Genomic DNA, 23,472 nt, shown 5'->3' with positions numbered 1-23,472 from the left:
CGCCACCAACCGAGGCTCGCCGCATAAAGCACAATCCGTGCCGGACAGCCGTGGGGTCGTCCCGGCCATCCACGATCGTGGTTGCGGCAGCCGTCCGGGCGTGAATGGCCGCGACTAGCGGGCCATGACGGAGTGCGGGTCGGGCAGCCGGCGCGACGACGCCCGTCGGCGCGGAAAGCCGCCCCCTGTCACCCGCTTACAACCCTTGTGGACCAAGGCGTTACGCTTAACCAACCGTTAACCATGTCGGCGCGTAATCGAACGTGGCAAGCCGCGGGTCATTCCCGACCCGGTGGAGGACGCCATGGGCACCATCATCACGTTCCCGGCCGGACGTCGCGTCTACAGCGACGGGCGGGGTCGCACGGCCGACGAGCCGGCCACCATCATCATCCTGCCGGTGGTGCGGGTCGATCGCTACGGCGACGAGCCGCGCGACGGGCTGCGCGACGGCGGCTCGGCGGCCGCCCGCAAGGGACGACGTCCCTCGGCCCGGCGGTGAGTGCGGCGAGGTGACGATCGTGGTGAAGGCTCGCAGGCCGGGCGCGAGCGCGCGTGCGGGCACGCGTGCGGGCACGGGACGCGGTCGCCTGCCGGGGCTCGCGATCGCGGCCGTGGCGGCGCTGCTCGGCGGCTGCTCGTTCAACGGCGATTTCGGCCGCGTCAAGACCGGCCTGGTGCGCGACGGCATCCACGACTGGATGGGGCCGGCGGCGGCCCAGCAGGCGGGCCTGCCGGTCTCGGCCTATCCCTACACCGAGGACGAGCGGCTGATGCGGGATCTCGCCTTCCCGCTGATCGAGGCGCCCTACGAGCGCCAGCGCTGGTACTCGATCATCGAGGAGTACGGCATCAATCGCGGCGTCCGCCAGGAGTGGTTCGTCTTCAACATCGCCGCCTACGAGCAGGTGCTGATGCAGACGGCGTTCCGCTCGGCGACAGCGCGCTACGGCAAGCTCAACGACGACATCCGCAACGACGTCACCCGGCTGCCCTACTGGGTCACGGTGGCGCGCCGCGTGCTCGACATGGACATCAAGCGCGGCAAGAGCCTCCAGCACGTGAACGGCCTGACGCCCGGCGAGGCCGCCAACGCCCAGGCCCGGATGGCCGAGAACGCCCTGATCATGAGCTGGGTGCAGCAGTCGCTGGTCAACCGCGCCGCCTCCTACGGCTACGCGATGGAGCGGCTCGTCATCGCGACGCCGCTGCCGGCGGCCGTCGAGGTCGAGCGCTCGCTGACGCTGCTCAAGACCCGGATCGCCGAGGCGCGCCTGCTGCCCGGACCGGAGATCACGCCCGGCACCATCGTCCTGGTGCCGCCTTACCCGCTGCCGTCGATGCCGGTCGTCACCAAGTCGGTTCCGGTCGCGACCCTGCCAGAGACCGGGCCTGCGGTGGCGGCGGCGCCGCAGCCGGCCGCCGTCCGACCCGTGGCCGCTGCGCCGGACGGCCCGAGCTTCGTCTCGCTCGTCGGTCAGTGAGGTCGTTCGAGACGGCCGGAATCGGCCCGGCCGGACCCATCCCGGAAGCCATCCGCGTTTCACCCGCTTGGCGGTTCGCGACCGCTCGGCCTATCGTCGGTCGCGGCGGCAGGCGCCGCGTCACGCGGAGCGGGCCGTGACCCTCCATCAGCCGTCGATCGAGCAGCCGTCGATCCCCCCGGTGTGGACGCCGCCGATCGGCGCCGCCGTGCGGCGCGACCTGTGCACCGACTGCGGCATCTCGCGCATGGCGACGCCCGGCTGGTGCGGCCACGCCTGCCAGTTCCTCAAGCCCGACTATCCGGCCATGGAGACGGCCGTGCACGGCCGCGCCCGTGATCCGGCGAAGGCGGACGAGCTGTTCTTCGGTCCGTTCCGCAAGATGCTGCGCGCCGCTCTGAGGACGCCGCGGCCGGGGGCGCAGTGGACCGGCATCGTCACCCGCATCGGCGAGCGGCTCTTGGAGACCGGCGCCGTCGACGCGGTGCTCGCCATGGCGGCCGATCCGGCCGACCGGTGGCGGCCGCGGCCCGTGCTGGTGACGCGGCCCGAGGGCATGGCGCAGTGCCGCGGCATGCGGATGGGCTACGCGCCGCTGCTCGCGCTGCTGGAGCCGGCCGCCGCACACGGCTTCAAGCGCATCGCCGTGGTCGGCATCCCGTGCCAGATCCACGCACTGCGGGCGATCGAATCCGATCTCGGCTTCGAGAGGATCTACGTCGTCGGCACGCCGTGCTCGGACAACACCACGACCGAGAATTTTCACGGGTTCCTGGCGCTGCTCGCCGACGATCCCTCGACCATCACGTATCTCGAGTTCCGCGCCGACTATCACGTCGAGCTGCGCTTTTCCGACGGCAGCGAGAGGCGCATCCCGTTCCTGATGCTGCCGCTGTCCAAGCTTCCGGGCGATTTCTTCCCGCTCACCTGCCGCACCTGCGTCGACTACACCAACGCGCTCGCCGACATCACGGTCGGCTACATGGGCGGCGAGGGCGAGCAGTGGCTCCTGGTCCGCAACGCCCGCGGCGAGGAGCTTTTGGATCTCCTCGGCGACGAGGTGCGCACGACCGAACCCGGCACCGGCGGCAATCGCCGCGCTCCCGTGAAGGGCTTCCTGAAGAACACCGAGCGGGCGGCCGGCGGCCTGCCGGTGCGCGGCACGCCGGATTTTCTGCGCCCCTTGGTCGGCTGGCTGATGCCGAGGATCGGCCCGCGCGGGCTCGAATTCGCCCGCGCGCGCCTCGAGATGAAGGCGATCGAGACCATCCTGCACCTGCGCCGGCAACGGCCGAAGCGCCTGCGCCACATGGTGCCGCAGCACGTCTGGGATCTCGTCGCCCGCTACGGCCTGACGCCGGGCGAGGGGGAGCGGAACCCCTGAGGGGGTCCGCGGCCGCGGGCTTCGTCACGCCGACGGGGGAGCACCGTCCGGCGGAACGTCCGGCCCGGCCATGATGCCGGCCGTGATGAAGCGCACCAGGAAGCGGCCCTTGGTCGGCAGGTCGCCGGGCTTGTAACGGTGCTTGGAGAGGCGCGACATGCGCTCGTCGAAGAAGTTCATCACCAGCGCGCCCACCGCGAACAGATACGCCCAGTGCAGATACTCGGGCGACTTGTCCGGCAGCGCGCGCTGCAGCGCGGCGATGAACTCGCGCGCCATCGGGTCGTAATAATCGCGCAGGATGCCGCGCGACCGCTCGTGCGGGTCGGACGCCTCGCGTACCGTCAGCATCGAGTAGTACTTGCCGTCCGGACGCGCCTGCTGGCGCATCACCGGCATCACGAAGGCGGTGACGATGCGCTCCACGGCGTCGGGCGCGTGCAGATCCGTGATGGCGTGCAGCTCGGCGAGGCGTTCGCCGAACAGCTTCTCGTGCTCGGCGAAGACGGCGCGATAGAGGTTCTGCTTGGTCTCGAAGTGATAGACCACGATCGACAGGCCGACGCCGGCGGCCTCGGCGATGTCGCGCATCGAGGCGCCGTGGAAGCCCTCCTGGGCGAACAGCCGCTCGGCGGCGCGCAGAATCTTGGCGCGACGGCTCGGCTCCTCGGCGGTCGCCGCGGGCCGCTTTCGCGATGCCGCCGCAGGCGGGCGGGATGTCGCCGTCGCACCGGTCGGTGCCGCCGGCTTGCGGCGGCGCTTGCGCAGAGGCGTTTCGGAATCCGGATCGGCGGGCGTCATCGTGCGGTCGCGCGGAGGAATGGACGTCATACGGCCGCGATGACCTTTCGTGGAGGCGAGCCCGGCTGATCGGCGGCAACTTAGTCGCGCCGCGCCGCCGCTGTCCACTCCGCAAGATTGCGGCTCCGCCCCTCGCGGCTCCGATCTGCGCATCCGAAGAGCGAGACGACTCTCCGGTGGATCGGCCGCGTGCCTCGGCCAAGGCGCAGCCGCCGCAGGCCGGATGCACCGCCGAGCCGGGGTCCAGCGCGGCACGGCAAGGAGCCGATCCGTCCGCCTCGCGCGATCGCCCCCGGGGCTCGGTTCGCCGGGCGTTGCGCCGCGCCCGGGACACCGCACCGTCGCCGAGGCCGCGCAGCCGCCCTGCCGGCATCGGCGCAGAGCGGCGTGTGGACGACCCGAGTCGGGAACCGCGTCAGCCCTGCCGAATTCGCAACCCCTCCCCATCGTCGTCGCAGGGGCGGACCGTGATTTTCCGGATGCACTGTACGTACGTACAGTCTACCGTGGCGACGCTGAACATGGAAACGAGCCGCGGTCGCCCGCGGGCGTGGTCAGGCCGGTCGACCCTCCCCTCGGGCCGCCGGCGGCGTCGTGTGACCCGACGCCTCGCGACCGTCTCGCCCGCGACGAGCCGACGGAATGATTGGGGGTTACGCATGACCAAAGACACGACCAAATGGCGCGTCCTCGGCGGAGGATTCGCGGCCTACACGTTCGACGCCATGGATCTCGTGCTGCTCGCCATGGCGTTCCAGCCGATCATGAACGATCTCGGCCTCACCCGCTCGGAAGCCGGCCTGCTCGCCACCGCGACGCTCATCGGTGTCGGCATCTCCAGCGTGGTGATGGGCTGGTATTCCGACAACTACGGGCGCCGCAAGGCGATGCTGTGGTCGCTGATCAGCTTCAGCCTGCTCACCATGGTGATCGCGTTCGCCAACTCGTGGACCGAGATCCTGATCCTGCGCTTCCTGGCCGGCCTCGGTCTCGGCGGACTGTGGGGCGTGATCGCGGCCTACATCGCCGAGACCTGGCCGCCCGCACAGCGCGGCCGCGCCGCTGCCTTCGTGATGAGCTCGTTCCCGGTCGGCGTCGGCCTCGCCTCGTTCTTCGCCGGCAAGATCATCCCGATGTGGGGCTGGCGGGCGCTGTTCCTCACCGCCGGCATCGCCCTGATCGTCGCCGTCTACGTCTGGTTCTTCGTTCCCGAATCGGAGGCCTGGAAGCAGCAGCGCGACGCCCGCGCCCGCGGTGAAGGTGCCAAGGTCGAGAAGGTGTCGGTGAAGGAGATCTTCTCCGGTGGTCTCGCCCGGAACACCATCATCGCGACGCTCGTCTCCGCCTTCGCGCTGACCGCCTATTGGGGGCCGACCACCTGGCTGCCGACCTATCTGGTCAAGGAGCGCGGTCTGTCGGTCGCCGACATGGGCATGTTCATGACCATCCTCAGCGTCGGCATGTTCATCGGCTACAACGCCTTCGGCTGGATCGCCGACTTCATCGGCAAGCGCAACGCGCTCGTCCTGTCGCTCGCCGGCTCGGCCGTGATGCTCGCCGTCTACGCGCTGACCGAGAACGCCGCCACGCTCCTGTGGATGGGCCCGGCCTACGCGTTCTTCATGGCCTTCGTCGGCCTGATGGGCTCGTATTACGGCGAATTGTTCCCGACCCGCGTGCGCACCACCGGCTCGGGCTTCTGCTTCAACGTCGGCCGCGGCGTCTCCGCCTTCGCGCCCTTCATCCTGGGCGGCATCGCGACGGCCTACAGCCTGCAGACGGCGATCCTGATCTGCGCCGTGCCGTTCCTCCTCGCCGCGATCCTCACCGCCTTCCTGCCGCGAACCGAGGTCGCCGCCCTCCAGACGACCCCCGCCGCCGCTGCACCGCGGAGCTGACATCCGCGCGCAGCACCGGGCCGGCCGCAGTCCCCGCCGCGGCCGGCCCGTCCCCGGAGAGACCCCATGAACAAGATCATCGACCTGTCCATCTACTTCGAGAACGGCACGCTCGCCGATCCTCCGGTCTACGAGCCGAAGATCAAGTACCGGAACCACCACGACACGACCGACGAGCTCTTGCCCTTCTTCCCCGGCCTGAAGGCCGAGGATCTGCCGAACGGCGAGGCCTGGGCGATCGAGTGGGTGCAGATCACCACCCACAACGGCACCCATCTCGACGCGCCGTATCACTTCGCCTCGACCATGAACGACGGCGAGCGCGCCATCACGATCGACGAGGTGCCGCTCGAATGGTGCTTCCAGCCGGGCGTGAAGCTCGACTTCCGGCACTTCGAGGACGGCTATCTGGTCACGGCCGCCGACGTCGAGAAGGAGCTGGCCCGCATCGGCCACACGCTGAAGCCGCTGGAGATCGTCGTCGTCAACACGCGCGCCGGCGAGATCTACGGGCGGGAGGGCTATGTCGCGGCCGGCTGCGGCATGAGCCGCGAGGCGACCCTCTATCTCACCGAGCGCGGCGTGCGCGTCACCGGCACGGACGCTTGGAGCTGGGACGCACCCTTCGTCCACACGGCGAAGCGGTATGCGCAGACCAAGGATGCGAGCCTGATCTGGGAAGGTCACAAGGCGGGTCGCACGATCGGCTACTGCCACCTCGAGAAGCTGCACAATCTCGAGCTGCTGCCGTCGACCGGATTCACGATCGCCTGCTTCCCGGCGAAGATCCGCGGCGCCTCGGCCGGCTGGACCCGCGCCGTCGCCATCCTGGACGCGTGAGGCATACGCCGTGCTCCGTCGTTCCGGGGCGCCGCGAAGCGGCGAGCCCGGAACCCATAACCCCAGTCTGTGAGTGTGGTTCCGGGCTCGCGGGCCTTCGGCTTGCGCCCCGGAATGAATGCAGTTGTTCTCCAGAAGACCCCGAAGGACTCTCGATGTCGAAGCTGATCATCACGGCCGCCGTCACCGGATCCGTGCACACCCCCAGCCTGTCGCCCTATCTGCCGCTGACGCCCGACGAGATCGCGGCCGACGCGATCCTCGCCGCCGAGGCCGGCGCCGCGCTCGTCCACGTGCATGCGCGCGACCCGCGGACCGGCAAGCCGTCGGCTGATCCGAAGCTCTACGAGGAGATCGTGCGCAAGATCAGCGCCGCGACCGACGCGGCGATCTGCATCACCACGGGCGGCTCCAAGGAGATGACGGTCGCCGAGCGTGCCCGCTCGGTCGCGCTCCTGAAGCCGGAATTGGCCTCGCTCAACACCGGCTCGATGAACTTCGCGATCCATCCGCTCGCGCAGAAGATCAAGGAGCCGCGCTTCGACTGGGAGATCCCCTTCCTGCAGGCGACAGAGGACTGGATCTTCCCGAACACCTTCAAGACGCTCGCCGAGTTCGCCACGTTCATGACCGCGGCCGGAACCAAGCCGGAGCTCGAGGTCTACGACGCCGGCATGCTGTCGAACGTCCAGTTCCTGCTCACGACCGGCGTGCTGAAGGCGCCGATCCACATCCAGTTCGTGTTGGGCATTCTGGGCGGCATGCAGGCCAGTGTCGGCAATCTCGTGTTCCTGTACGAGTCGGCCTGCCGGATGATCGGCGAGAGGAACTTCACCTGGTCGCTCTCCGCGGCGGGCCGGGCGCAGCTTCCCATGATGGCGACCGCCATGGGCATGGGCGGCAACGTCCGGGTCGGCCTCGAGGACAATCTCTATCTCGCCCCGAAGGTGCTGGCCAAGTCGAGCGCCGAGCAGGTCGAGCGGATCGTGACGATCGCGCAGGCGCTCAGCATCCCGGTGGCGACGCCGGCCGAGGCGCGCCAGATCCTCGGCCTCAAGGGCGCCGGCAATGTCGGCTGGGCCCAGAAGAGCGCCGCCGAGTAGAGGAGAGGCCACGGCCTCTCGATCGTTCTCGTCCGCGCAGGCGGGGGCATTGCTCGGTCATTCCGGGGCGGCGCATAGCGCCGAACCCGGAATCCAGCCTAACAGCTGGAGTTCGCCGCTGGATTCCGGGTTCACGCCGTCGGCGCGCCCCGGAATGACGGCGTCCATACCCAAACAAAAAAGAGCCGGTGGGGAGGGGCCTCTCCGCCGGCTCTCGTTCCTTGGACGTCTTCTCTGTCGGTGGTGCGGTCGTCAGGCCGCCGCCACGGCGGCCACGCCGAGATCCATCTCCGGAACCTCGCCTTCGACGATCAGCTTGGCCGAGGTGGCGGCGACGATCTGCTCGACCGTCACGCCGGGCGCGCGCTCGCGCAGCACCAGGCCCGCGTCGGTCGGCTCGATCACGGCCATGTCGGTCACGATCAGGCTGATGCGGCGGATCGAGGTGAGCGGCAGCGTGCATTTCGGCACGATCTTGGGCGCGCCCTTCGCCGTGTGGTTCATGGCGACGATGACGCGGCGGGCGCCGGTCACGAGGTCCATGGCGCCGCCCATGCCGGGCACCATCTTGCCGGGCACCACCCAGTTGGCGAGCATGCCCTTCTCGTCGACCTCGAGGGCGCCGAGCACCGTGGCGTCGAGATGGCCGCCGCGGATCAGGCCGAACGAGTACGCGCTGTCGATGGTCGCCGCGCCCGGCACGGCCGAGACGGTGCCGCCGCCGGCGTCGGTGAGGTCGGGGTCGTCCATGCCCTCGGGCGGCTTGGCGGCCAGCCCGACGATGCCGTTCTCGGACTCGAACAGCACGTTGGCGTGCTCGTCGATGTACTTGGCGACGCCGGTCGGCAGGCCGATGCCGAGGTTGACGAGGCTGTTCGGCTTCAGCTCGCGGGCGACTCGGCGCTGGATGATCTCTTCGGGTTTCATCAGGCGGCCCTCTCGATCAGATAGTCGACCACGACACCGGGCGTCTTGACGACGTCGGGGGAGATCATGCCGACGGGCAGGATCTCGCGCGGCTCGCAGATCACCGTCTCGGCGGCCAGCGCCATGATCGGATTGAAGTTCGTCGCGGTGAGCTGGTACTGGAGGTTGCCCGAGTAGTCGGCCTGGTCGGCGGCGATCAGGGCGAAGTCGGCCTTCAGCGGCTTGGCCAGCAGCCACTCTTCGCCGTCGATCTCGACCGTCTGCTGGCCCTCGGCCGCGATGGTGCCGAGACCGGTCTTGGTGAGCACGCCGCCCAGCCCGTAGCCGCCGGCCCGGATCCGCTCGACGAGCGTGCCCTGCGGCACCAGCTCGACCTCCATCTCGCCGGCGATCATCGCCTTCTGGGTCTCGGGATTGAGACCGATATGCGAGGCGATCAGCTTCTTGATGCAGCCGGCGCGGACCAGCTTGCCGATGTCGACGCCGGGGCGCGCGGTGTCGTTGGCGATCACGGTGAGGTTGCGCTTGCCCGACTGGGCCAGCGCGTCGAGCAGCCGATGGGGCGAGCCGACGCCCATGAAGCCGCCGATCATCAGGCGCGCGCCGTCCGGGATGAGCTTGGCGGCGTCTTCCGGTTTCAGATGAGGTTTCATCAGGACACTCGTGGTTCGGGCGATGTCCATGCGGCGGCGCGAGGAGGGGGGCCGCGGCGATGGCGAACGCGGTCTTATGCGACCGCCTCGGCGCGAACGCATCGGTAATACACCTATGTCGTAGCGCTACGTCAGGAGCACGACAACACCCGATTCTCCTTCAAGTCGAACGCGCCGGCCATACCCGGCGGCGCGGCTCGGGGGGCGTCGCCGTTTCGCCGGCTCGCGAAATTTTCTAACGATTGTCACAATGGAGGAAAATTGCCGGCGATGCCGAGGCGCGCGCAATGCTGTTTCTTTGTTCGCTACCGGACGGGGATTCGCGACCGTCATGCAACCTTGATGCGGCGCGGCAATCGTCTGAAATAAAAAGCCAAGTCGTAGTGGCGCGTAATAGGCCTAATACCTAGCGGCCGGAGCCGTTTGACAAAAGTCAACGTCGCTGGGCCGGGGCGCGCCTACAGGCGGGTACGCGCCGCAAGCTCTGTCTTTTCTATCCAATACAATAAAGAGCGGATGGTGCACAGTAAAACGACCCGCCATAGACAGTCGAGGCGCCGTCCTGAAGTAGTAGAACCTCCGCGAGCGCCAGAACGTCCCCAATACCTTGGGAGTGCCTGCCCATGAGTTTTCTGATCTGTCTCGCTGCGCTCGGCTTCCTGATGTTCGTCGCCTATCGGGGCTACAGCGTCATCCTGTTCGCGCCCATTGCAGCGATGGGTGCCGTGCTGCTCACCGACCCGGCCGCCGTGCCGCCGATCTTCACCGGTCTCTTCATGGAGCGCATGGTCGTCTTCGTGAAGCTGTACTTCCCGGTGTTCCTGCTCGGCGCCGTGTTCGGCAAGGTGATCGAGCTGTCCGGCTTCTCGCGCTCGATCGTCTCCGCCGTCATCGGCGTGATCGGCCGCGAACGCGCCATGGTGTCGATCGTCGCGGTGTGCTGCCTGCTCACCTACGGCGGCGTCTCGCTGTTCGTCGTGGTGTTCGCGGTCTATCCGTTCGCGGCCGAGATGTTCCGCCAGAGCGACATTCCGAAACGCCTGATCCCGGGCACCATCGCGCTCGGCGCCTTCACGGCGACCATGGATTCGTTCCCCGGCACGCCGCAAATCCAGAACATCATCCCGACCACCTTCTTCAAGACGACCACCTGGGCGGCCCCGATCCTCGGCACCTTCGGCGGCCTGTTCATCCTGACCGTCGGCCTGATCTATCTGGAATGGCGCCGCCGCGCCGCCCTCAAGGCGGGCGAGGGCTACGGGACCGGCCACATCAACGAGCCGGAGCCGATCGCCACCGAGAAGCTGCCGAATCCGATCCTCGCGATGACGCCCCTCGTCCTCGTGCTGGTGATGAACTTCATCTTCACCGACCTCATCAAGCGGTTCTTCCCGGCCACCGTCGAGGTCGCGCTGATCCCTGGCGGCTCGAAGGTCATCCAGCAGACGGCCTCGGTCGCCGCCATCTGGGCCGTCGAGGGCGCCCTGATCCTCGGCATCGTGTTCGTCGTGGTCACCGCCTGGCGGGCCGTGACGGCCAAGTTCGCGGCCGGCAGCCAGCAGGCCGTCGCCGGCTCGCTGCTCGCCTCGCTCAACACCGCCTCCGAATACGGCTTCGGTGCCGTCATCGCGGCGCTGCCGGGCTTCATCTTCATCCGCGACGCCCTGACCGCGATCCCGAACCCGCTCGTCAACATCGCCATCTCGGTGACGGTGCTGGCCGGCATCACCGGCTCGGCGTCGGGCGGCATGTCGATCGCGCTCGCCGCGATGGCCGATCAGTTCGTCGCCATGGCGAACGCCGCCACATCCCGCTCGAGGTACTGCACCGGGTGGCCTCGATGGCGTCCGGCGGCATGGACACGCTGCCCCACAACGGCGCCGTGATCACGCTGCTCAACGTCACCGGCCTCACGCACCGCCAGTCCTACAAGGACATCTTCGCCATCACGGTGATCAAGACGAGCAGTGTGTTCGTGGTCATCGCGCTGTACTATCTGACCGGCCTCGTCTGAGCCCGGCACCGCCGGGCGGCTGCGGCCGCCCGGCCTTCTCCGTTTCCGACCCGGCCCCCGACGCCGTGCGCCGATCGTGGCCGGGTCGAGGCGACCGCAGGCGGTCCACGCCGCGGCCGAGAGCATCGAAGACGCGAATACCGAAGACCCGAGGAGAATCTCATGTTGAAGGGTAAAGTCGCCGTCGTGACCGGCTCGACCAGCGGCATCGGCCTGGGCGTCGCCCGGGCGCTCGCCGCCAAGGGCGCCGACATCATGCTGAACGGCTTCGGCGATCCCGCCGAGATCGAGAAGATCAAGGCCGGCATCGCGAGCGAGTTCGGCGTCAAGACCGCCTACAGCGGCGCCGACCTCTCCAAGCCGGCCGAGACCAAGGGGCTGATCGAGAGCGCCACCGCGGCGCTCGGCAAGGTCGACATCCTGGTCAACAACGCCGGCATCCAGGTGGTGTCGCCCGTGCAGGACTTCCCGGACGACAAGTGGGAGCTGGTCCTCGCGATCAATCTGTCGGCCGCCTTCTACGCCATCAAGGCGGTGGTGCCGCAGATGAAGGAGCGCAACTGGGGCCGCATCATCAACATCGCCTCGGTGCACGGCCTCGTCGCCTCGATCAACAAGGCGGCCTATGTGTCGGCCAAGCACGGCCTCGTCGGCCTCACCAAGGTGGTGGCGCTGGAGAACGCCGAGACCGGCATCACCTGCAACGCCATCTGCCCCGGCTGGGTGCTCACGCCCCTGGTGCAGAAGCAGATCGACGCCTGGGCCGAGCGCGAGAGCATCAGCAACGAGGAGGCGGGCCGCCGCCTGCTCACCGAGAAGCAGCCCTCCAAGCAGTTCGTCACCCCGGATCAGCTCGGCGAGCTCGCCGTGTTCATGTGCTCGGACGCCGCCTCGCAGCTGCGTGGCGCCGCCATCAACATGGACGGCGGCTGGTACGCGCAGTAATCGCGCGGTTCTCCCCCGGAGATGCGGCCGCGACCGACGGCCGGGACCGAAAGGCCCCGGCCGTTTTCTTTCGAGCTCGGCAGGTCGGCCGGGCCGCCCGCGGCCTGGGCTCGATCATGACACTACGAAGTTGTGAACGATGGCCGGGCTCGTCATGCGGGTAACGTGCGTGACACGGCGATGCGGAGCGACCTACCATCGAAGTGTTGCGGCGGGGCGGTCCGGGCGACGGAGGATCAAGTGCCGTTCAAGTCCATCAAGGGAGCGTTCCGGGTCGTGGGCCTGTCGCCAGACGGCGACTCGGTCAGGTTCTTCCCGGACGATCCGAGCCTTGTGCATGCCTTGCCCGGCGGCCCACGTGAGCCGCGGCCGCGGCCCTCCGCGCAGCTCCGCCTCGAGGCGATCGACGCGCTGGAGACGCACTATGCGGCACGCCATCAGCCGCTCGGGCTCGCCCACCGGGCGCGCGACCGGCTGCTGGAATTCATCGGCATCCGGAACGTCCGCTGGAACACCACCCAGACGACCGTGGTCGCCGCCGACGACGGCACCCGGGGCCACATCCTGACCCGGCAGAAGGACAAGTACGGGCGGCCGGTCGCCTTCCTGTTCGCCGGCGATACGCCCGACCCGGACGGGGCCGACGTGTTCCTGGACGCCGACCGTCTCGCCGCCAGCTACAACCATTTCGCCCTGGCCGAGGGCCTCGCTTATCCGACCTATTACGAGGGTCTGTTCGCCGACCTGCGCAACCGCCTCACCGCGGAGGTCCGCGCCGCCCGCGCCGCGCAGCGCGGCCTGTGGGCCGAGGACGCCACAACGGCCGGGTTCGATGCCACCAGCCTCGCCGTGATCATGGACGAGGTGCCGATCTTGCCCAAGCTGTTCCGCCGCCTCAGCGACTACATGGCGACCAACGGCACGGCGGTGGGCTTCCGCGAGGCACTCGGCGAGGGCGACGACGCCGTGTGGGATCTGCGGACCCAGAACCGAACCCATCTCGACAGCTTCGTCGAGCAGGCGGCGGGGACGACTGCAATCCGGCTGACCCGCGATCCCGAGGAGCTGGTCTTCGACCCGATGCCGGCGCGGCCCGGCAACTTCTTCGCGGCGCTGATCGGTGCCCCGATCAGCGGCGACCCGGAGAGCCTGCCGGCTTGAGGCCGGTCGGGAGAGGTGACCACCCGCCTCAGGGCGGCGGCAGGGGGGTGCACTTCGCGGCCGAGACGGCGGCCTCGGCCATCGGCCGCAGGCCCGGCTCGGGGGCGAGCGCCCGCACCACGATCAGGCCGGTCTGGGTCGGCGATTCGACGATCAGCCGGTCGGCCGCCGTGACGTCCTCCTCGGTCGGCAGGGCGTCGCGCTGCTTGGTGGTCATCAGGTCGAGCTCGATCACCCGGCGGCCGGCGGCGCGGTCGTTGATGGCGTAATAGGCGACGCCGGTGCGGGTGTAGAAGGTGACCGAGGTGTAGGCTTGGCTCACCGGCGCGGTCAGCTTGATGGCGCCGGGGCCGAGATCGTAGCGGCACACCGAGGCCGCGAAGGCCGGGTCCATGAACGGCACCGGCGCCTTCTCGGGGGTCGGCTCGCCGAGCAGCACGAAGCCGTTGACCGGTGTCACCGGCTCCAGCCGTGCATAGGCGTCGCGGGTCGCCGCCTTGGGCAGCCACAGCACCGTGACGAAGTGGACGATGCCGCCGAGGATCAGGCCGGCGAGCAGCCACAGGAGCCAACGGATCACGAGCAGGCCTCCGTCGCCACGATGGACGGCATCGGCGCCTCGCGCTCGGCCCGCGTCGCGATGCCGACCGGGGTGTCGTAGAGGCGCAGCACCAGGAGATAGCGCTCGACCCCACCGGTCGGCAGCCAGTTGCCGGGGCGGGCGCGCGGCGCGATCACGATCTCGAAGGAGCCGTCGCTGCGGCGGACCAGCTCCTGGCTGGTGAAGCCGCTGCGGCCGAGCGAGTTGGCGACCAGGGCGCCGTCCGGCCGATAGAGGGTCAGGGTGAAGAACCGGGCCTGCGGGGTGACACCGGAGAGGCGGACCTCGCAGCGGCCGTCGAACGGGCGGCCCTTGTCGTCCTTCTCGGCGATGAAGGCGACGCCGTCGCCGAGGCCGACCGGCAGCAGGCCGCCGCGCGACACCGAGGCGCGCGCATAGGGATCGATCTCGGCGCTGCCGGCGCGCGGATAGGCCGTCCAGGCGCCGAGCGTCACGCCGCCGAAGGCGACGCCGCGGGTCAGCGCCAGCCAGGTCGAGCCGAGCCCGATCGCCGCCGCGACCACCAGGGACAGAAGAGCACCGATCAGCAGCCGCACGGGAGTGTCCGATCACGGGTCGCGCGATGCCTCACCGACGCCGGGACGACGACACGCGCCGTCCGAGCCACCGTGTCGTCGCCGGGCTCGACCCGGCGATCCATCGCTTCGCAAAGACGTTTTCTCCGGATGGATGCGCGGGTCAAGCCCGCGCATGACGCTGGCGGAGGTCGTTCACACGGGGTGAGCGACCAACCACTCCCGGATTCGCCGAAGGGGCCCTGCCCGAGGTCTGTCACGGCCGGATCGCTCGACCGCGGGTCTAATCCCGCCGCACGGCGGGCAGGATCGGCCCGGCCGCGGCCGTCGCGCCCGGGACGCGCGCCGGGGCTTCCGTCTGCGGGCCGAGCTTCGGGGTGGTCGCCACCGCGGCGGCGCGGGCCGCCTCGTCGAGCAGGCGCTCGATGCGCACCAGCGACTGGGCGCCCTTGCTGGAGAGCATCGCGGGCCGCGGCACGTCGCTGCCGCCCTCGGCGATGCGCGGGCCGATCTGGGCCGGGTTGGGCGGCAGGCCGGGGATGTTCTTCAGCTCGATGCCCTGGTGGGCGTATTCCATGATGGTGTGCCACACCATGGCCGGCATCGAGCCGCCGGTCATGCGGTTGAGCGGCGAGTAGTCGTCGTTGCCGAACCACACGCCGCAGACGAAGTTACCCGTGAAGCCGACGAACCAGGCGTCCCGGTAGGCGTTGGTGGTGCCGGTCTTGCCGGCCGCCTTGATGCCGTTGAGGATGGCGCGGCGCGCCGTGCCCTCCTCGACCACCTTGTTCATCATGAAGTTCATGTCGGCGGCGACCTGCGGCGACATCACCTCGCGCGGTTGCGGGCCGTCGCGGTCGAAGCGCCAGATGGTCTCGCCCATGCCGGTGCGCACCTCGAGCACGGCGTGCGGCCGCACCGCCTTGCCGCCGTTCGGGAAGGTCGCGTAGGCGACCGTGTGCTCGAACACCCGGACCTCGCCGGCGCCGATCGGCAGCGACGGCGTGTCGGTGAGCGGGGTCGTCAGGCCCATCGCCTTGGCGAGCGCCACCACCTTGTTGCGGCCGGCGCGGTCGTTGCCGTTGCCGGCCTTGCGGGTCAGCCACACCGCCACGGTGTTGAGCGAGCGGGTCAGCGCCGAGACCATCGTGGTGGCGCCGGAGAAGCCGCCCGAATAGTTCTTCGGGCACCAGTTGCCGACGCAGATCGGGCCGTCGATCACCTGGCTGTTGGTCTTCAGCCCGGACATCAGGGCGGTCGCGTAGACATAGGGCTTGAACGAGGAGCCCGGCTGGCGCAGCGCGTCGGTGGCGCGGTTGAACTGGCTCTCGCCGTAGTCGACGCCGCCGACGATCGCCCTGATGCCGCCGTCGAGATCGGCCACCGCGGTCGCCGCCTGCTTGGCGTGGTAGTCGCGGCCGTACTGCTTGATGGCGTCCTCGATCGCCTTCTCGGCGACCTGCTGCAGGCCGGGATCGAGGGCGGTGCGCACCACGAAGGCGCGCTCGCTGATCGACTTCGGCAGCTTGTCGACGAGCTTGCGCATCTCCTCGAAGGCGAAGTCGAGATAGTAGTTGGGGGCGCTCTCGTCGCGGCGGTCGATGGTCTTGGCCGGGTTGCGGCGGGCGCCGAACACCTGGCCGTCGGTCATGAAGCCGGCCTCGACCAGGTTGTCGAGCACCACGTTGGCGCGGGCGCGCGCCGCCGGCAGGTTGATGTGCGGGGCGAACTTGGTCGGCGCCTTGAACAGGCCGGCCAGCATGGCCGCCTCGGGCAAGGTCACGTCGCGGGCCGACTTGCCGAAATAGTACTGCGCCGCGGCGTCCACCCCGTAGGTGCCGCCGCCCATGTAGGCGCGGTCGAGATAGAGCTTGAGGATCTCGTTCTTGGTCAGGCGGCTCTCCAGCCACATCGCCAGGAACGCCTCCTTGACCTTGCGCTCGATGGTGCGCTCGTTCGACAGGAACAGGTTCTTGGCGAGCTGCTGGCTGAGCGAGGAGCCGCCTTGGACGACGCCGCCGGCCCGCGCATTGGTGACGACGGCGCGCAGCGTGCCGGCGACGTCGATGCCGAAATGCTCGTAGAAGCGCCGGTCCTCGGTGGCCAGCACGGCCTTGATCAGGTGGTCCGGGAAGTCCTCGAGCGGCACCGAGTCGTTGTGCTTGATGCCGCGGGCGCCGACCTCGTTGCCGTAGCGGTCGAGGAAGACGACGGCGAGCTCGGACTTCTTCAGCCAATCCTCGTCGGAGGTCTCGTTGAAGGCGGGAATCGCGAGCGCCAGCATCAGCACGAGGCCGACGAGGCCGAGGGTCAGCGCCTCCGAGGTCGGCTCGACCAGCAGCCAGCGCCGCCAGCCACCGACATAGAAGCGGTCCATGAACACCACGAACCGCTCGACGATCTCGCGCGACCAGCGAAACCCCTTGAAGAGCCCGAAATCGAGCCGCGAATCGAGGTCGAGCATGAAGCGCCGCAGGCGCTCCAGGAGCGAGACGCGCCGCAGCCGGTCGGGATTGTCGTCGTTCAAGGCCGCTTCCCTCTCGCCGAACCCGCCCGCCCCGCGGTCGCCATCTGCCGACACCCGGCTCTTTCGAGCCCGGCCGAGCCGGCACGCGACGCGGAAAAATCTCGTTTATCCGATGCGGCCCGGCGGGCCAAGGACACGCCGGTCACAAAGCCGAGGATTATGGGAGCAGTATGGCCGGATGGGTACGGCGCGCCGAGCGAGGTTCTCGCCTTGTTCCGCGGGCGCGGCGTGCCGGCGCGGCCCCGATCAGTTGAGGGCGCGCACCGGCGGGCCGTAGACCATCCACTTGCGCGGGTCGTAACCCTTGGGGAAGTGGCACTCGAACGAGACGTAGTCGCCGTAGCGCTTGTGGACGCTGGTGATCCGGGCGGCCTTGTACCAGGTCGCGCAATGCGCCGCGGCGATGTCCCGGTAGGTGTGCGCGATCGCCGGCGACCAGGCGATGATGCCGCCGGTGTCGTTGCCCTTGAAGGGCGGGACGTCGAGAAAGCCGGCCGCCGCCGGCGCCGCGGCGAACGGCAGCAACAGCAGGGCGGCGAGGAGACCTTTGCGCATCGCTGACCTCGATTCGAGTCGTCTCGACCGGCGCAGGGGCCGAGCCGGAATCCGATCGGCACGATCCCACGGCACGCCGCCCTCCGGCAACCGGGGCCGGCCGATTCCGCCCGGTTGTCGCCCTCCGGCAACAGCGGCCGGCGCTCCGCCGAGGGTGCATCGGGGACGATTCACCACCTCCCGAACTCGTGATCGGCCAGCTAGCCCGTTCGGAGCAACTTTTTAGTGTTTCGCGGGTTTTGTAGCGCACGTCGAACCGAACCGGGTCACCGGTCCGACCGACCAACACGACAAATGCCGGTCACAGGCACACGTCTAGAACACACGTCCACAGGCACAGCGCGTCGAGCAGTTCGTCTTCTGGGAGCCGTCACCATGTCCGTCCGAACCCTGTCGCGGCGTTGCGCCGTGCTGACCGCTGTCCTGGTCGCGGCGGCCCTCGCTCTGCCGGTCGGTCCGGCGGCGGCGCGCGAGACCGAGCCTTCGGCCAAGACCTTCCTGTCGGGCATCTACCAATCCTATGTGGGCAACTCGACCCAGGCCGCGAAGGGCGTGGCGCTCGACTCGCCCGAGGCGGTGAAGCGTTACTTCTCGCACGGGCTCGCCTCGGTGATCCTCGAGGACGGCGACGCCGTGGCCCGGCCCGGCGCCGGCCTGGTGCTCGGCAGCGACCCGTTCGTCGGCCGCGACGCCTGGGACATCGCCGACCTCAAGATCGACGTGAAGGAGGCCGGTCCGGCGAAGGCGGTGGGCACCGTGTCGTTCTCCAACTTCGGCAAGCCGGAGACCGTCACGGTCGAGCTGATGAAGGTCGGCACGGCTTGGCGCGTGTCCGAAATCAAGTGGGGCCCGCTGACGTTGCGCGGCCTCTACAAGACGAAGTGGCAGGCCTCCCGCCCGCAGGCCGCGCTCGATCCCGCCACGATGAAGTGACGACCTCGGCGGCCCGGTGTCCGCGCCCGTCCCGCAGCCCGTCTCATCGCCGTCCGCCGATTCTCCGGATCCGGACGCGCGCCGGGAGCGGTCGCGCGCTGCCGCCCCGCGGGGTCTCCAGCGGGGCCGTGAAGCTGGTGGCGAACGCCGCACAGGTGAACAGCCCCGCCAAGCCCAGCCCCAGAAGCCCGGCGCCGAATCCCGATTCGGCAACCAGCAGCAGCCCCTCCGCCGGTGTGTCGGTGATCACGGCGAAGCCCGTGACCGCCACCACGGCGAGCGTGCTCCCGATCAGCGCCGCCCCGGCGAGGTGAGGGCCGGGGCCGTTCGGTCGTCGCGGCGGGTGGGCCATGCGGGCATCTCCGGTCGCGCATCCCCCGTCTGTTCAACCGGAGGCCGCCGTCGCGGTTCCGCCCGGTTCCCGACCTTGCATGCCCTCGTCGCCGCGCCGGCGGACGCCGTATAGTGCGCCCGACAGCGCCGATGCCGGCGCGTCGGGACGACCTCGTGTCGACGATCGGGAGAACGAGAACAATGGACATTCAGCCCTGCGGCAGCGTGCCCTCGCGGCGGGCGAACCCGGACTGGTTCACCGGAACCGTCTGGCAGGATCCGGTGGTCGAGGCGCCGCCGCCGGCCCGCATCCGCTCCGCCTGGGTGCGGTTCGAGCCCTCCGCCCGCACCAATTGGCACACCCATCCGCTCGGCCAGACCCTGGTGATCGTCGCCGGCAAGGGCCGGGTGCAGACCTGGGGCGGGCCGGTGCGCGAGGTGCGGGCCGGCGACGTCGTGTGGATCCCGCCCGGCGAGAAGCACTGGCACGGCGCCGCCCTCGACGTCGCCATGGAGCACCTGGCGATGCACGAGGCCGACACCGACAACAAGCACGTCGACTGGATGGAGCCGGTCGCCGACGCCGACTATCGCGCCCCGCTCGGCGCCTGAGTGGTCCGGCGGCCGGCCTCGTTACGGGCGACCGGCCGCCGCCGGTCCGCCCGACAGAAGAAACCAACAGGGAGGACTGCCCATGAGGACTGCTTCGTCGTGGACTGTCTCGTCGTGGACTGTCTCGTCGTGGAGGGCCGTCTCGGGTGACGGGATCCGGATCGTCGCCGCCGCGCTCGCGCTCGTCGGCGGCATCGCGGTCTCGGCGCCCGCCGTCGCCCAGCAGGCCGGTGCGATGACCTTCTTCGTCACCAGCCAGGGACCGGGCAAGGGCGGTGATCTCGGCGGCCTCGCCGGCGCCGACCGCCATTGCCAGACGCTCGCGCAAGCGGCGGGGGCGGGCGGCAAGACCTGGCGGGCGTATCTGTCGACCCAGGCGGCCGACGGCGCCCCGGCCGTCAACGCCCGCGACCGCATCGGCCGCGGCCCCTGGAGCAACGCCAAGGGCGTCGTCATCGCCAAGGACGTCGACGACCTGCACTCGGCGGGCAACAACCTCACCAAGCAGACGGCGCTGAGCGAGACGGGCGAGGTGATCAACGGCCGCGGCGACACGCCGAACCGGCACGACATCCTCACCGGCTCGCAGGCCGACGGCCGCGCCTTCCCGCCCGGCGAGGACCGCACCTGCCGCAACTGGACGAGCAGCACGACGGGCGCCGCCATGGTCGGCCACTCCGACCGCACCGGCCTCGACGACTCGGCGCCGGCGAAGTCGTGGAACGCCTCGCACCCCTCGCGCGGCCCTGGCGGCGGCTGCACCCAGGCGGACCTGCGCTCCACCGGCGGCGACGGGCTGTTGTACTGCTTCGCCGTGAATTGAGATTTAGGTTGCGGGTTCTTCAAAGAGCCCGCAATCTTTTCGAAGTAGCTCTATTCTCGGTGATAAGCTAGCTATATAGTGGTCTAATTCGCGGTTCGCAGGTTTTCCCTTATTTGCGAGGTCGTGCACTATCTGGGTTGCTGCTTTGACTGCTTGATGAGCGTTGTCGTATCTGAATTCAACGTAGCGCTGCTCTACCAAAGCGTCGATCTCCGCGAATAAAACCGGCGGAGTGGAGGTTCCTCTTGGATGCACGGCAGCATCTCGAAACCGATAAAATTCCTTAAGTTGCTCGCGAAGCGATTGTGAGCAATCGTTCCCAAGATTCAAGGCGCGTCGAATTATCTCCGAAACTGTTGCGTAACGAGCGGTTCCATTCTTTTTCCAAGATGTGAGAAGTTCGACAGGCAAAATCATTCGTGCGCGGAGGTTGGAGTAGAGCGCATCAAAAGCGATAGTCGTGGCTATTATTGCCTGCATTGATGCTCGAAAGCTAAATTCGATATTCTCTGCTTTGCGTTTATCCTTGAAGCTATCAATGTTGATGGCTTTATTGTAGTAAGTTTTTGCTTCATTCAGGTGTTTAGCTGATATCTCAAGCCATGTGGGGCATACATCGTACTCGATGTGGACTTGAATGGTGCTTTCACCATAAAGCGAGATTTGAAAGCCGCCTTTTGGGATAACAAGGGCGTTGTTCTTCAGTACGAGAATCCCTGGCATCCGTGATCTCCTATGTCAGGGTTGGTCACGTGACTGAGCTCGCTTCTAGTCACCCTGAGTGGGCCGGGGTGCACTCCCGACACTCCGACGCCATAGTTACGCGTTCGGTTTGCCGGTGACGATCCGGTTCTGCCCGACTTGGTGCGACATGCCAGCCACGCTAGTGGGCGCGCCTCTCCCCCAAATCCTGTAATCGTTCTATAAGCGGCCATCCCGCGCACCGAGCCAGGACACGAGCCAGGATCCTTCGCCATGAACGCGCCCGCCACCATCCTTCCGCCCTTCAAGCATTCGCCGCTGTTCCCGCTCGGCAAGGACGCGACGCCCTATCGCAAGATCACCGGCGAGGGGGTGCGGGTGGAGAAGGCGTTCGGCCGCGACTTCCTCGTCGTCGAGCCCGCCGCCCTGAAGGCGCTGGCCGAGGCCGCCTATGGCGACATCAGCCATCTGCTGCGCCCGGCGCATCTCAAGCAGCTGCGCGCCATCATCGAGGATCCCGAGGCGTCCGCGAACGACAAGTTCGTCGCCTTCGACTTCCTCAAGAACGCCAACATCGCGGCCGGCGGCGTGCTGCCGATGTGCCAGGACACCGGGACCGTGATCATCTCCGGCAAGAAGGGCCGGCGGGTGTGGACCGAGGGCGACGACGAGGCGGCGCTCGCCGAGGGCGCCCGCGACGCTTATCTGAAGCGGAACCTGCGCTACTCGCAGCTCGCGCCGATCTCGATGTTCGAGGAGAAGAACACGCGGAACAACCTGCCGGCCCAGATCGAGATCGCGGCCGACACGCATGGCGACGAGCTCGCCTACAAGTTCCTGTTCATCGCCAAGGGCGGCGGCTCGGCCAACAAGTCCTATCTCTACCAGGGCACGCCCTCGATCCTGACCCACGATCGGCTGGTCGCCTTCCTGAAGGACAAGATTCTCTCGCTCGGCACCGCGGCCTGTCCGCCCTATCACCTGGCGATCGTGATCGGCGGCACCTCGGCGGAGCTGACCATGAAGACGGTCAAGCTCGCGTCCGTGAAGTATCTCGACGGCCTGCCGACCGAAGGCTCGGAGGACGGCCACGCCTTCCGGGATCTGAACATGGAGGCGGAGATCCTGAAGCTCACCCAGGATCTCGGTGTCGGCGCGCAGTTCGGCGGGAAGTACTTCTGTCACGACGTGCGGGTGATAAGGCTGCCGCGCCACGGCGCCTCGCTGCCGATCGGCATCGGCGTGTCGTGCTCGGCCGATCGCCAGGCGGTCGGCAAGATCACGCCGGAGGGCGTGTTCCTGGAGGAGCTGGAGCACAACCCGGCCCAGTACATGCCGGAGATCGATCTCCACAAGCTCGGCGGCAAGGTCGTGCATATCGACCTGCGCAAGCCGATGAAGGAGATCCTCGCCGAGCTGACCAAGCATCCGATCAAGACGCTGTGCAAGCTCTCGGGCCCGATGATCGTCGCCCGCGATCTCGCCCACGCCAAGCTGCGCGAGCGGCTGGAGAGCGGCCAGGGCCTGCCCGACTACGTCAAGAACCACCCGATCTATTACGCCGGTCCCGCCAAGACGCCGGAGGGCTACGCCTCGGGCGCCTTCGGCCCGACCACGGCGGGCCGCATGGATTCCTACGTCGCCGACTTCCAGGCGGCCGGCGGCTCGCTGATCACGGTCGCCAAGGGCAACCGCTCGCCTTCGGTGCGCGAGGCCTGCCAGAAATACGGCGGCTTCTATCTCGCCTCGATCGGCGGCGCCGCCGCGAACCTCGCCGAGTACTGCATCAAGAAGGTCGAGGTGCTGGAATATCCCGAGCTCGGCATGGAAGCGATCTGGCGCATCGAGGTCGAGGATTTCCCCGCCTTCATCGTCGTCGACGACAAGGGGAACGACTTCTTCAAGGAGCTGAATCTGGGGTAGGGCGGGGCCGTTCTTCCCCGTTGACCGACTGCGCCAATGGCGTATATGACCGATGACCCGGCCGCTGCATGTCGTCGCCGAGATGCCGCAGTTCATCCGCGACGCGGAAGCGGTCGGGCTGTCGGACGACGAACGGCGAGCGATCGTCGACACGATCGCCGCCGATCCCCTGCGCGGTGACGAGATTCGCGGCTCCGGCGGCGTCCGCAAGGTGCGTATCGCCGGCCGCGGCAAAGGAAAGAGCGGGGGCTATCGGGTCGTGACGGCGTATTTTGGTTCCGATGCACCGGTCTACTTGATTGCCGTGCTGAGCAAGGGCGAACGGGCGAATTTCTCGGCTGCCGAGGTCGCGGCGTTCAAGCAGTGGACCGCAGAGATCGCGCGGTCGTGGCGGCGGAGGCGGACATGAGCAAGGCGGCCGAACGGATCCTGCGCGGGCTTCGTGAAGCGGCCGCGCATGCGCGCGGGGAGGATGTTCCGGGCGTCCGCGTGCACGTTCCGGATGTCATCAATGTTCACGACATCCGCCGAAAGACCGGGCTGACCCAGGAGGCGTTCTCGGCTCGCATCGGAGTTTCGATCGGGACGCTGCGCAACTGGGAGCAGGGACGCCGGACACCGGACGGGCCGGCCCGGGTGCTGCTCGCGCTCGTCGACCGCAACCCGCGGATCGTCGAGGAGATGCTGGCCGAGTGAGCCCGGACTCGGCTGATTGGT

At 68.5% G+C, this 23,472-nt stretch carries 23 protein-coding genes and 1 pseudogene; 15 read left to right on the top strand and 9 right to left on the bottom strand.

Annotation, left to right across the window (positions count from 1 at the left end):
* Nucleotides 1-304: 304 nt before the first annotated feature.
* From ACFSOX_RS15845 to ACFSOX_RS15835, 3 genes are all read left to right on the top strand, one after another.
* A complete protein-coding gene (locus tag ACFSOX_RS15845; RefSeq protein WP_111360570.1) occupies nucleotides 305-502 on the top strand; it encodes a hypothetical protein in 198 nt (65 codons plus the stop codon).
* A gap of 19 nt (nucleotides 503-521) precedes the next feature.
* Entirely contained in the window at nucleotides 522-1,484 is a 963-nt protein-coding gene (locus tag ACFSOX_RS15840; RefSeq protein WP_378478781.1) for a hypothetical protein, read from the top strand.
* Nucleotides 1,485-1,620: 136 nt separating this feature from the next.
* A complete protein-coding gene (locus ACFSOX_RS15835) occupies nucleotides 1,621-2,868 on the top strand; it encodes a Coenzyme F420 hydrogenase/dehydrogenase, beta subunit C-terminal domain (protein ID WP_378478780.1) in 1,248 nt (415 codons plus the stop codon).
* 24 nt (nucleotides 2,869-2,892) lie between these two features.
* Here the strand turns inward: ACFSOX_RS15835 and ACFSOX_RS15830 are convergent, their stop codons facing one another.
* Nucleotides 2,893-3,699 carry a TetR/AcrR family transcriptional regulator gene (locus ACFSOX_RS15830; RefSeq protein WP_378478779.1) on the bottom strand — a complete coding sequence of 269 codons (807 nt, stop codon included), beginning with the start codon at nucleotides 3,697-3,699 and terminating at the stop codon, nucleotides 2,893-2,895.
* A 629-nt stretch (nucleotides 3,700-4,328) separates the two neighbouring features.
* Here ACFSOX_RS15830 and ACFSOX_RS15825 point away from each other — a divergent pair.
* From ACFSOX_RS15825 to ACFSOX_RS15815, 3 genes are all read left to right on the top strand, one after another.
* Nucleotides 4,329-5,567, top strand: coding sequence for an MFS transporter (locus ACFSOX_RS15825; protein WP_378478778.1), 1,239 nt, complete (start codon nucleotides 4,329-4,331; stop codon nucleotides 5,565-5,567).
* Nucleotides 5,568-5,633: 66 nt separating this feature from the next.
* Complete coding sequence (locus ACFSOX_RS15820) at nucleotides 5,634-6,407, top strand: cyclase family protein (RefSeq protein ID WP_378478777.1); 774 nt, start codon at nucleotides 5,634-5,636, stop codon at nucleotides 6,405-6,407.
* A 155-nt stretch (nucleotides 6,408-6,562) separates the two neighbouring features.
* The gene (locus tag ACFSOX_RS15815) at nucleotides 6,563-7,510 is read left to right on the top strand and encodes a beta-keto acid cleavage family enzyme (protein WP_378478776.1); all 948 of its coding nucleotides are present in this window, start codon (nucleotides 6,563-6,565) and stop codon (nucleotides 7,508-7,510) included.
* A gap of 252 nt (nucleotides 7,511-7,762) precedes the next feature.
* Here the strand turns inward: ACFSOX_RS15815 and ACFSOX_RS15810 are convergent, their stop codons facing one another.
* Nucleotides 7,763-8,437 carry a 3-oxoacid CoA-transferase subunit B gene (locus ACFSOX_RS15810; RefSeq protein WP_378478775.1) on the bottom strand — a complete coding sequence of 225 codons (675 nt, stop codon included), beginning with the start codon at nucleotides 8,435-8,437 and terminating at the stop codon, nucleotides 7,763-7,765.
* Nucleotides 8,437-9,090, bottom strand: coding sequence for a CoA transferase subunit A (locus ACFSOX_RS15805; RefSeq protein WP_378478774.1), 654 nt, complete (start codon nucleotides 9,088-9,090; stop codon nucleotides 8,437-8,439). The genes ACFSOX_RS15810 and ACFSOX_RS15805 overlap by 1 nt, the downstream gene beginning before the upstream one ends.
* A gap of 623 nt (nucleotides 9,091-9,713) precedes the next feature.
* Here ACFSOX_RS15805 and ACFSOX_RS15800 point away from each other — a divergent pair.
* From ACFSOX_RS15800 to ACFSOX_RS15790, 3 genes and pseudogenes are all read left to right on the top strand, one after another.
* A pseudogene (locus ACFSOX_RS15800) lies at nucleotides 9,714-11,104 on the top strand (GntP family permease).
* A gap of 162 nt (nucleotides 11,105-11,266) precedes the next feature.
* On the top strand, nucleotides 11,267-12,049 hold the full coding sequence (locus tag ACFSOX_RS15795) for a 3-hydroxybutyrate dehydrogenase (protein WP_378478773.1): 783 nt from the start codon (nucleotides 11,267-11,269) through the stop codon (nucleotides 12,047-12,049).
* Nucleotides 12,050-12,289: 240 nt separating this feature from the next.
* A complete protein-coding gene (locus ACFSOX_RS15790; protein ID WP_378478772.1) occupies nucleotides 12,290-13,210 on the top strand; it encodes a thermonuclease family protein in 921 nt (306 codons plus the stop codon).
* Between the two features lie 28 nt (nucleotides 13,211-13,238).
* On the opposite strand, the gene ACFSOX_RS15785 is transcribed toward ACFSOX_RS15790, so the two are convergent.
* The 4 genes from ACFSOX_RS15785 to ACFSOX_RS15770 all read right to left on the bottom strand — a co-directional run bounded on the left by ACFSOX_RS15785 (nucleotide 13,239) and on the right by ACFSOX_RS15770 (nucleotide 17,429).
* Nucleotides 13,239-13,790, bottom strand: coding sequence for a DUF1254 domain-containing protein (locus ACFSOX_RS15785; RefSeq protein WP_378478771.1), 552 nt, complete (start codon nucleotides 13,788-13,790; stop codon nucleotides 13,239-13,241).
* The gene (locus tag ACFSOX_RS15780) at nucleotides 13,787-14,368 is read right to left on the bottom strand and encodes a DUF1214 domain-containing protein (protein WP_378478770.1); all 582 of its coding nucleotides are present in this window, start codon (nucleotides 14,366-14,368) and stop codon (nucleotides 13,787-13,789) included. The genes ACFSOX_RS15785 and ACFSOX_RS15780 overlap by 4 nt, the downstream gene beginning before the upstream one ends.
* Before the next feature lie 262 nt (nucleotides 14,369-14,630).
* Nucleotides 14,631-16,811, bottom strand: a complete 2,181-nt coding sequence (locus ACFSOX_RS15775) for a transglycosylase domain-containing protein (protein WP_378478783.1) — start codon at nucleotides 16,809-16,811, stop codon at nucleotides 14,631-14,633.
* A gap of 309 nt (nucleotides 16,812-17,120) precedes the next feature.
* Nucleotides 17,121-17,429, bottom strand: coding sequence for a hypothetical protein (locus tag ACFSOX_RS15770; protein ID WP_378478769.1), 309 nt, complete (start codon nucleotides 17,427-17,429; stop codon nucleotides 17,121-17,123).
* A gap of 375 nt (nucleotides 17,430-17,804) precedes the next feature.
* Here ACFSOX_RS15770 and ACFSOX_RS15765 point away from each other — a divergent pair, with 375 nt between their 5' ends.
* Nucleotides 17,805-18,362 (top strand): hypothetical protein, encoded by a 558-nt coding sequence (locus tag ACFSOX_RS15765; RefSeq protein ID WP_378478768.1) that lies wholly within the window; start codon nucleotides 17,805-17,807, stop codon nucleotides 18,360-18,362.
* Nucleotides 18,363-18,405: 43 nt separating this feature from the next.
* Here ACFSOX_RS15765 and ACFSOX_RS15760 read toward each other — a convergent pair whose 3' ends face one another.
* Nucleotides 18,406-18,714 carry a hypothetical protein gene (locus ACFSOX_RS15760; protein ID WP_378478767.1) on the bottom strand — a complete coding sequence of 103 codons (309 nt, stop codon included), beginning with the start codon at nucleotides 18,712-18,714 and terminating at the stop codon, nucleotides 18,406-18,408.
* A 182-nt stretch (nucleotides 18,715-18,896) separates the two neighbouring features.
* On the opposite strand from ACFSOX_RS15760, the gene ACFSOX_RS15755 reads away from it, so the two are divergent.
* Entirely contained in the window at nucleotides 18,897-19,307 is a 411-nt protein-coding gene (locus tag ACFSOX_RS15755) for a (R)-mandelonitrile lyase (protein ID WP_378478766.1), read from the top strand.
* 82 nt (nucleotides 19,308-19,389) lie between these two features.
* Entirely contained in the window at nucleotides 19,390-20,130 is a 741-nt protein-coding gene (locus ACFSOX_RS15750) for a lectin (protein WP_378478765.1), read from the top strand.
* 3 nt (nucleotides 20,131-20,133) lie between these two features.
* On the opposite strand, the gene ACFSOX_RS15745 is transcribed toward ACFSOX_RS15750, so the two are convergent.
* Complete coding sequence (locus ACFSOX_RS15745) at nucleotides 20,134-20,853, bottom strand: hypothetical protein (RefSeq protein WP_378478764.1); 720 nt, start codon at nucleotides 20,851-20,853, stop codon at nucleotides 20,134-20,136.
* 252 nt (nucleotides 20,854-21,105) lie between these two features.
* On the opposite strand from ACFSOX_RS15745, the gene ACFSOX_RS15740 reads away from it, so the two are divergent.
* From ACFSOX_RS15740 to ACFSOX_RS15730, 3 genes are read left to right on the top strand one after another with little or no spacing between them, the layout of a single operon-like run.
* On the top strand, nucleotides 21,106-22,755 hold the full coding sequence (locus tag ACFSOX_RS15740; RefSeq protein WP_378478763.1) for a fumarate hydratase: 1,650 nt from the start codon (nucleotides 21,106-21,108) through the stop codon (nucleotides 22,753-22,755).
* A gap of 52 nt (nucleotides 22,756-22,807) precedes the next feature.
* On the top strand, nucleotides 22,808-23,164 hold the full coding sequence (locus tag ACFSOX_RS15735; protein WP_378478762.1) for a type II toxin-antitoxin system RelE/ParE family toxin: 357 nt from the start codon (nucleotides 22,808-22,810) through the stop codon (nucleotides 23,162-23,164).
* On the top strand, nucleotides 23,161-23,451 hold the full coding sequence (locus tag ACFSOX_RS15730) for a helix-turn-helix domain-containing protein (protein ID WP_378478761.1): 291 nt from the start codon (nucleotides 23,161-23,163) through the stop codon (nucleotides 23,449-23,451). The genes ACFSOX_RS15735 and ACFSOX_RS15730 overlap by 4 nt, the downstream gene beginning before the upstream one ends.
* The last annotated feature ends 21 nt before the right edge of the window (nucleotides 23,452-23,472 follow it).

Origin of the sequence: Rhodoplanes azumiensis, assembly GCF_042682915.1 — a bacterium.
GTDB classification, from domain to species: domain Bacteria; phylum Pseudomonadota; class Alphaproteobacteria; order Rhizobiales; family Xanthobacteraceae; genus Rhodoplanes; species Rhodoplanes azumiensis.
This window is presented reverse-complemented; position numbering and strand designations above follow the sequence as displayed.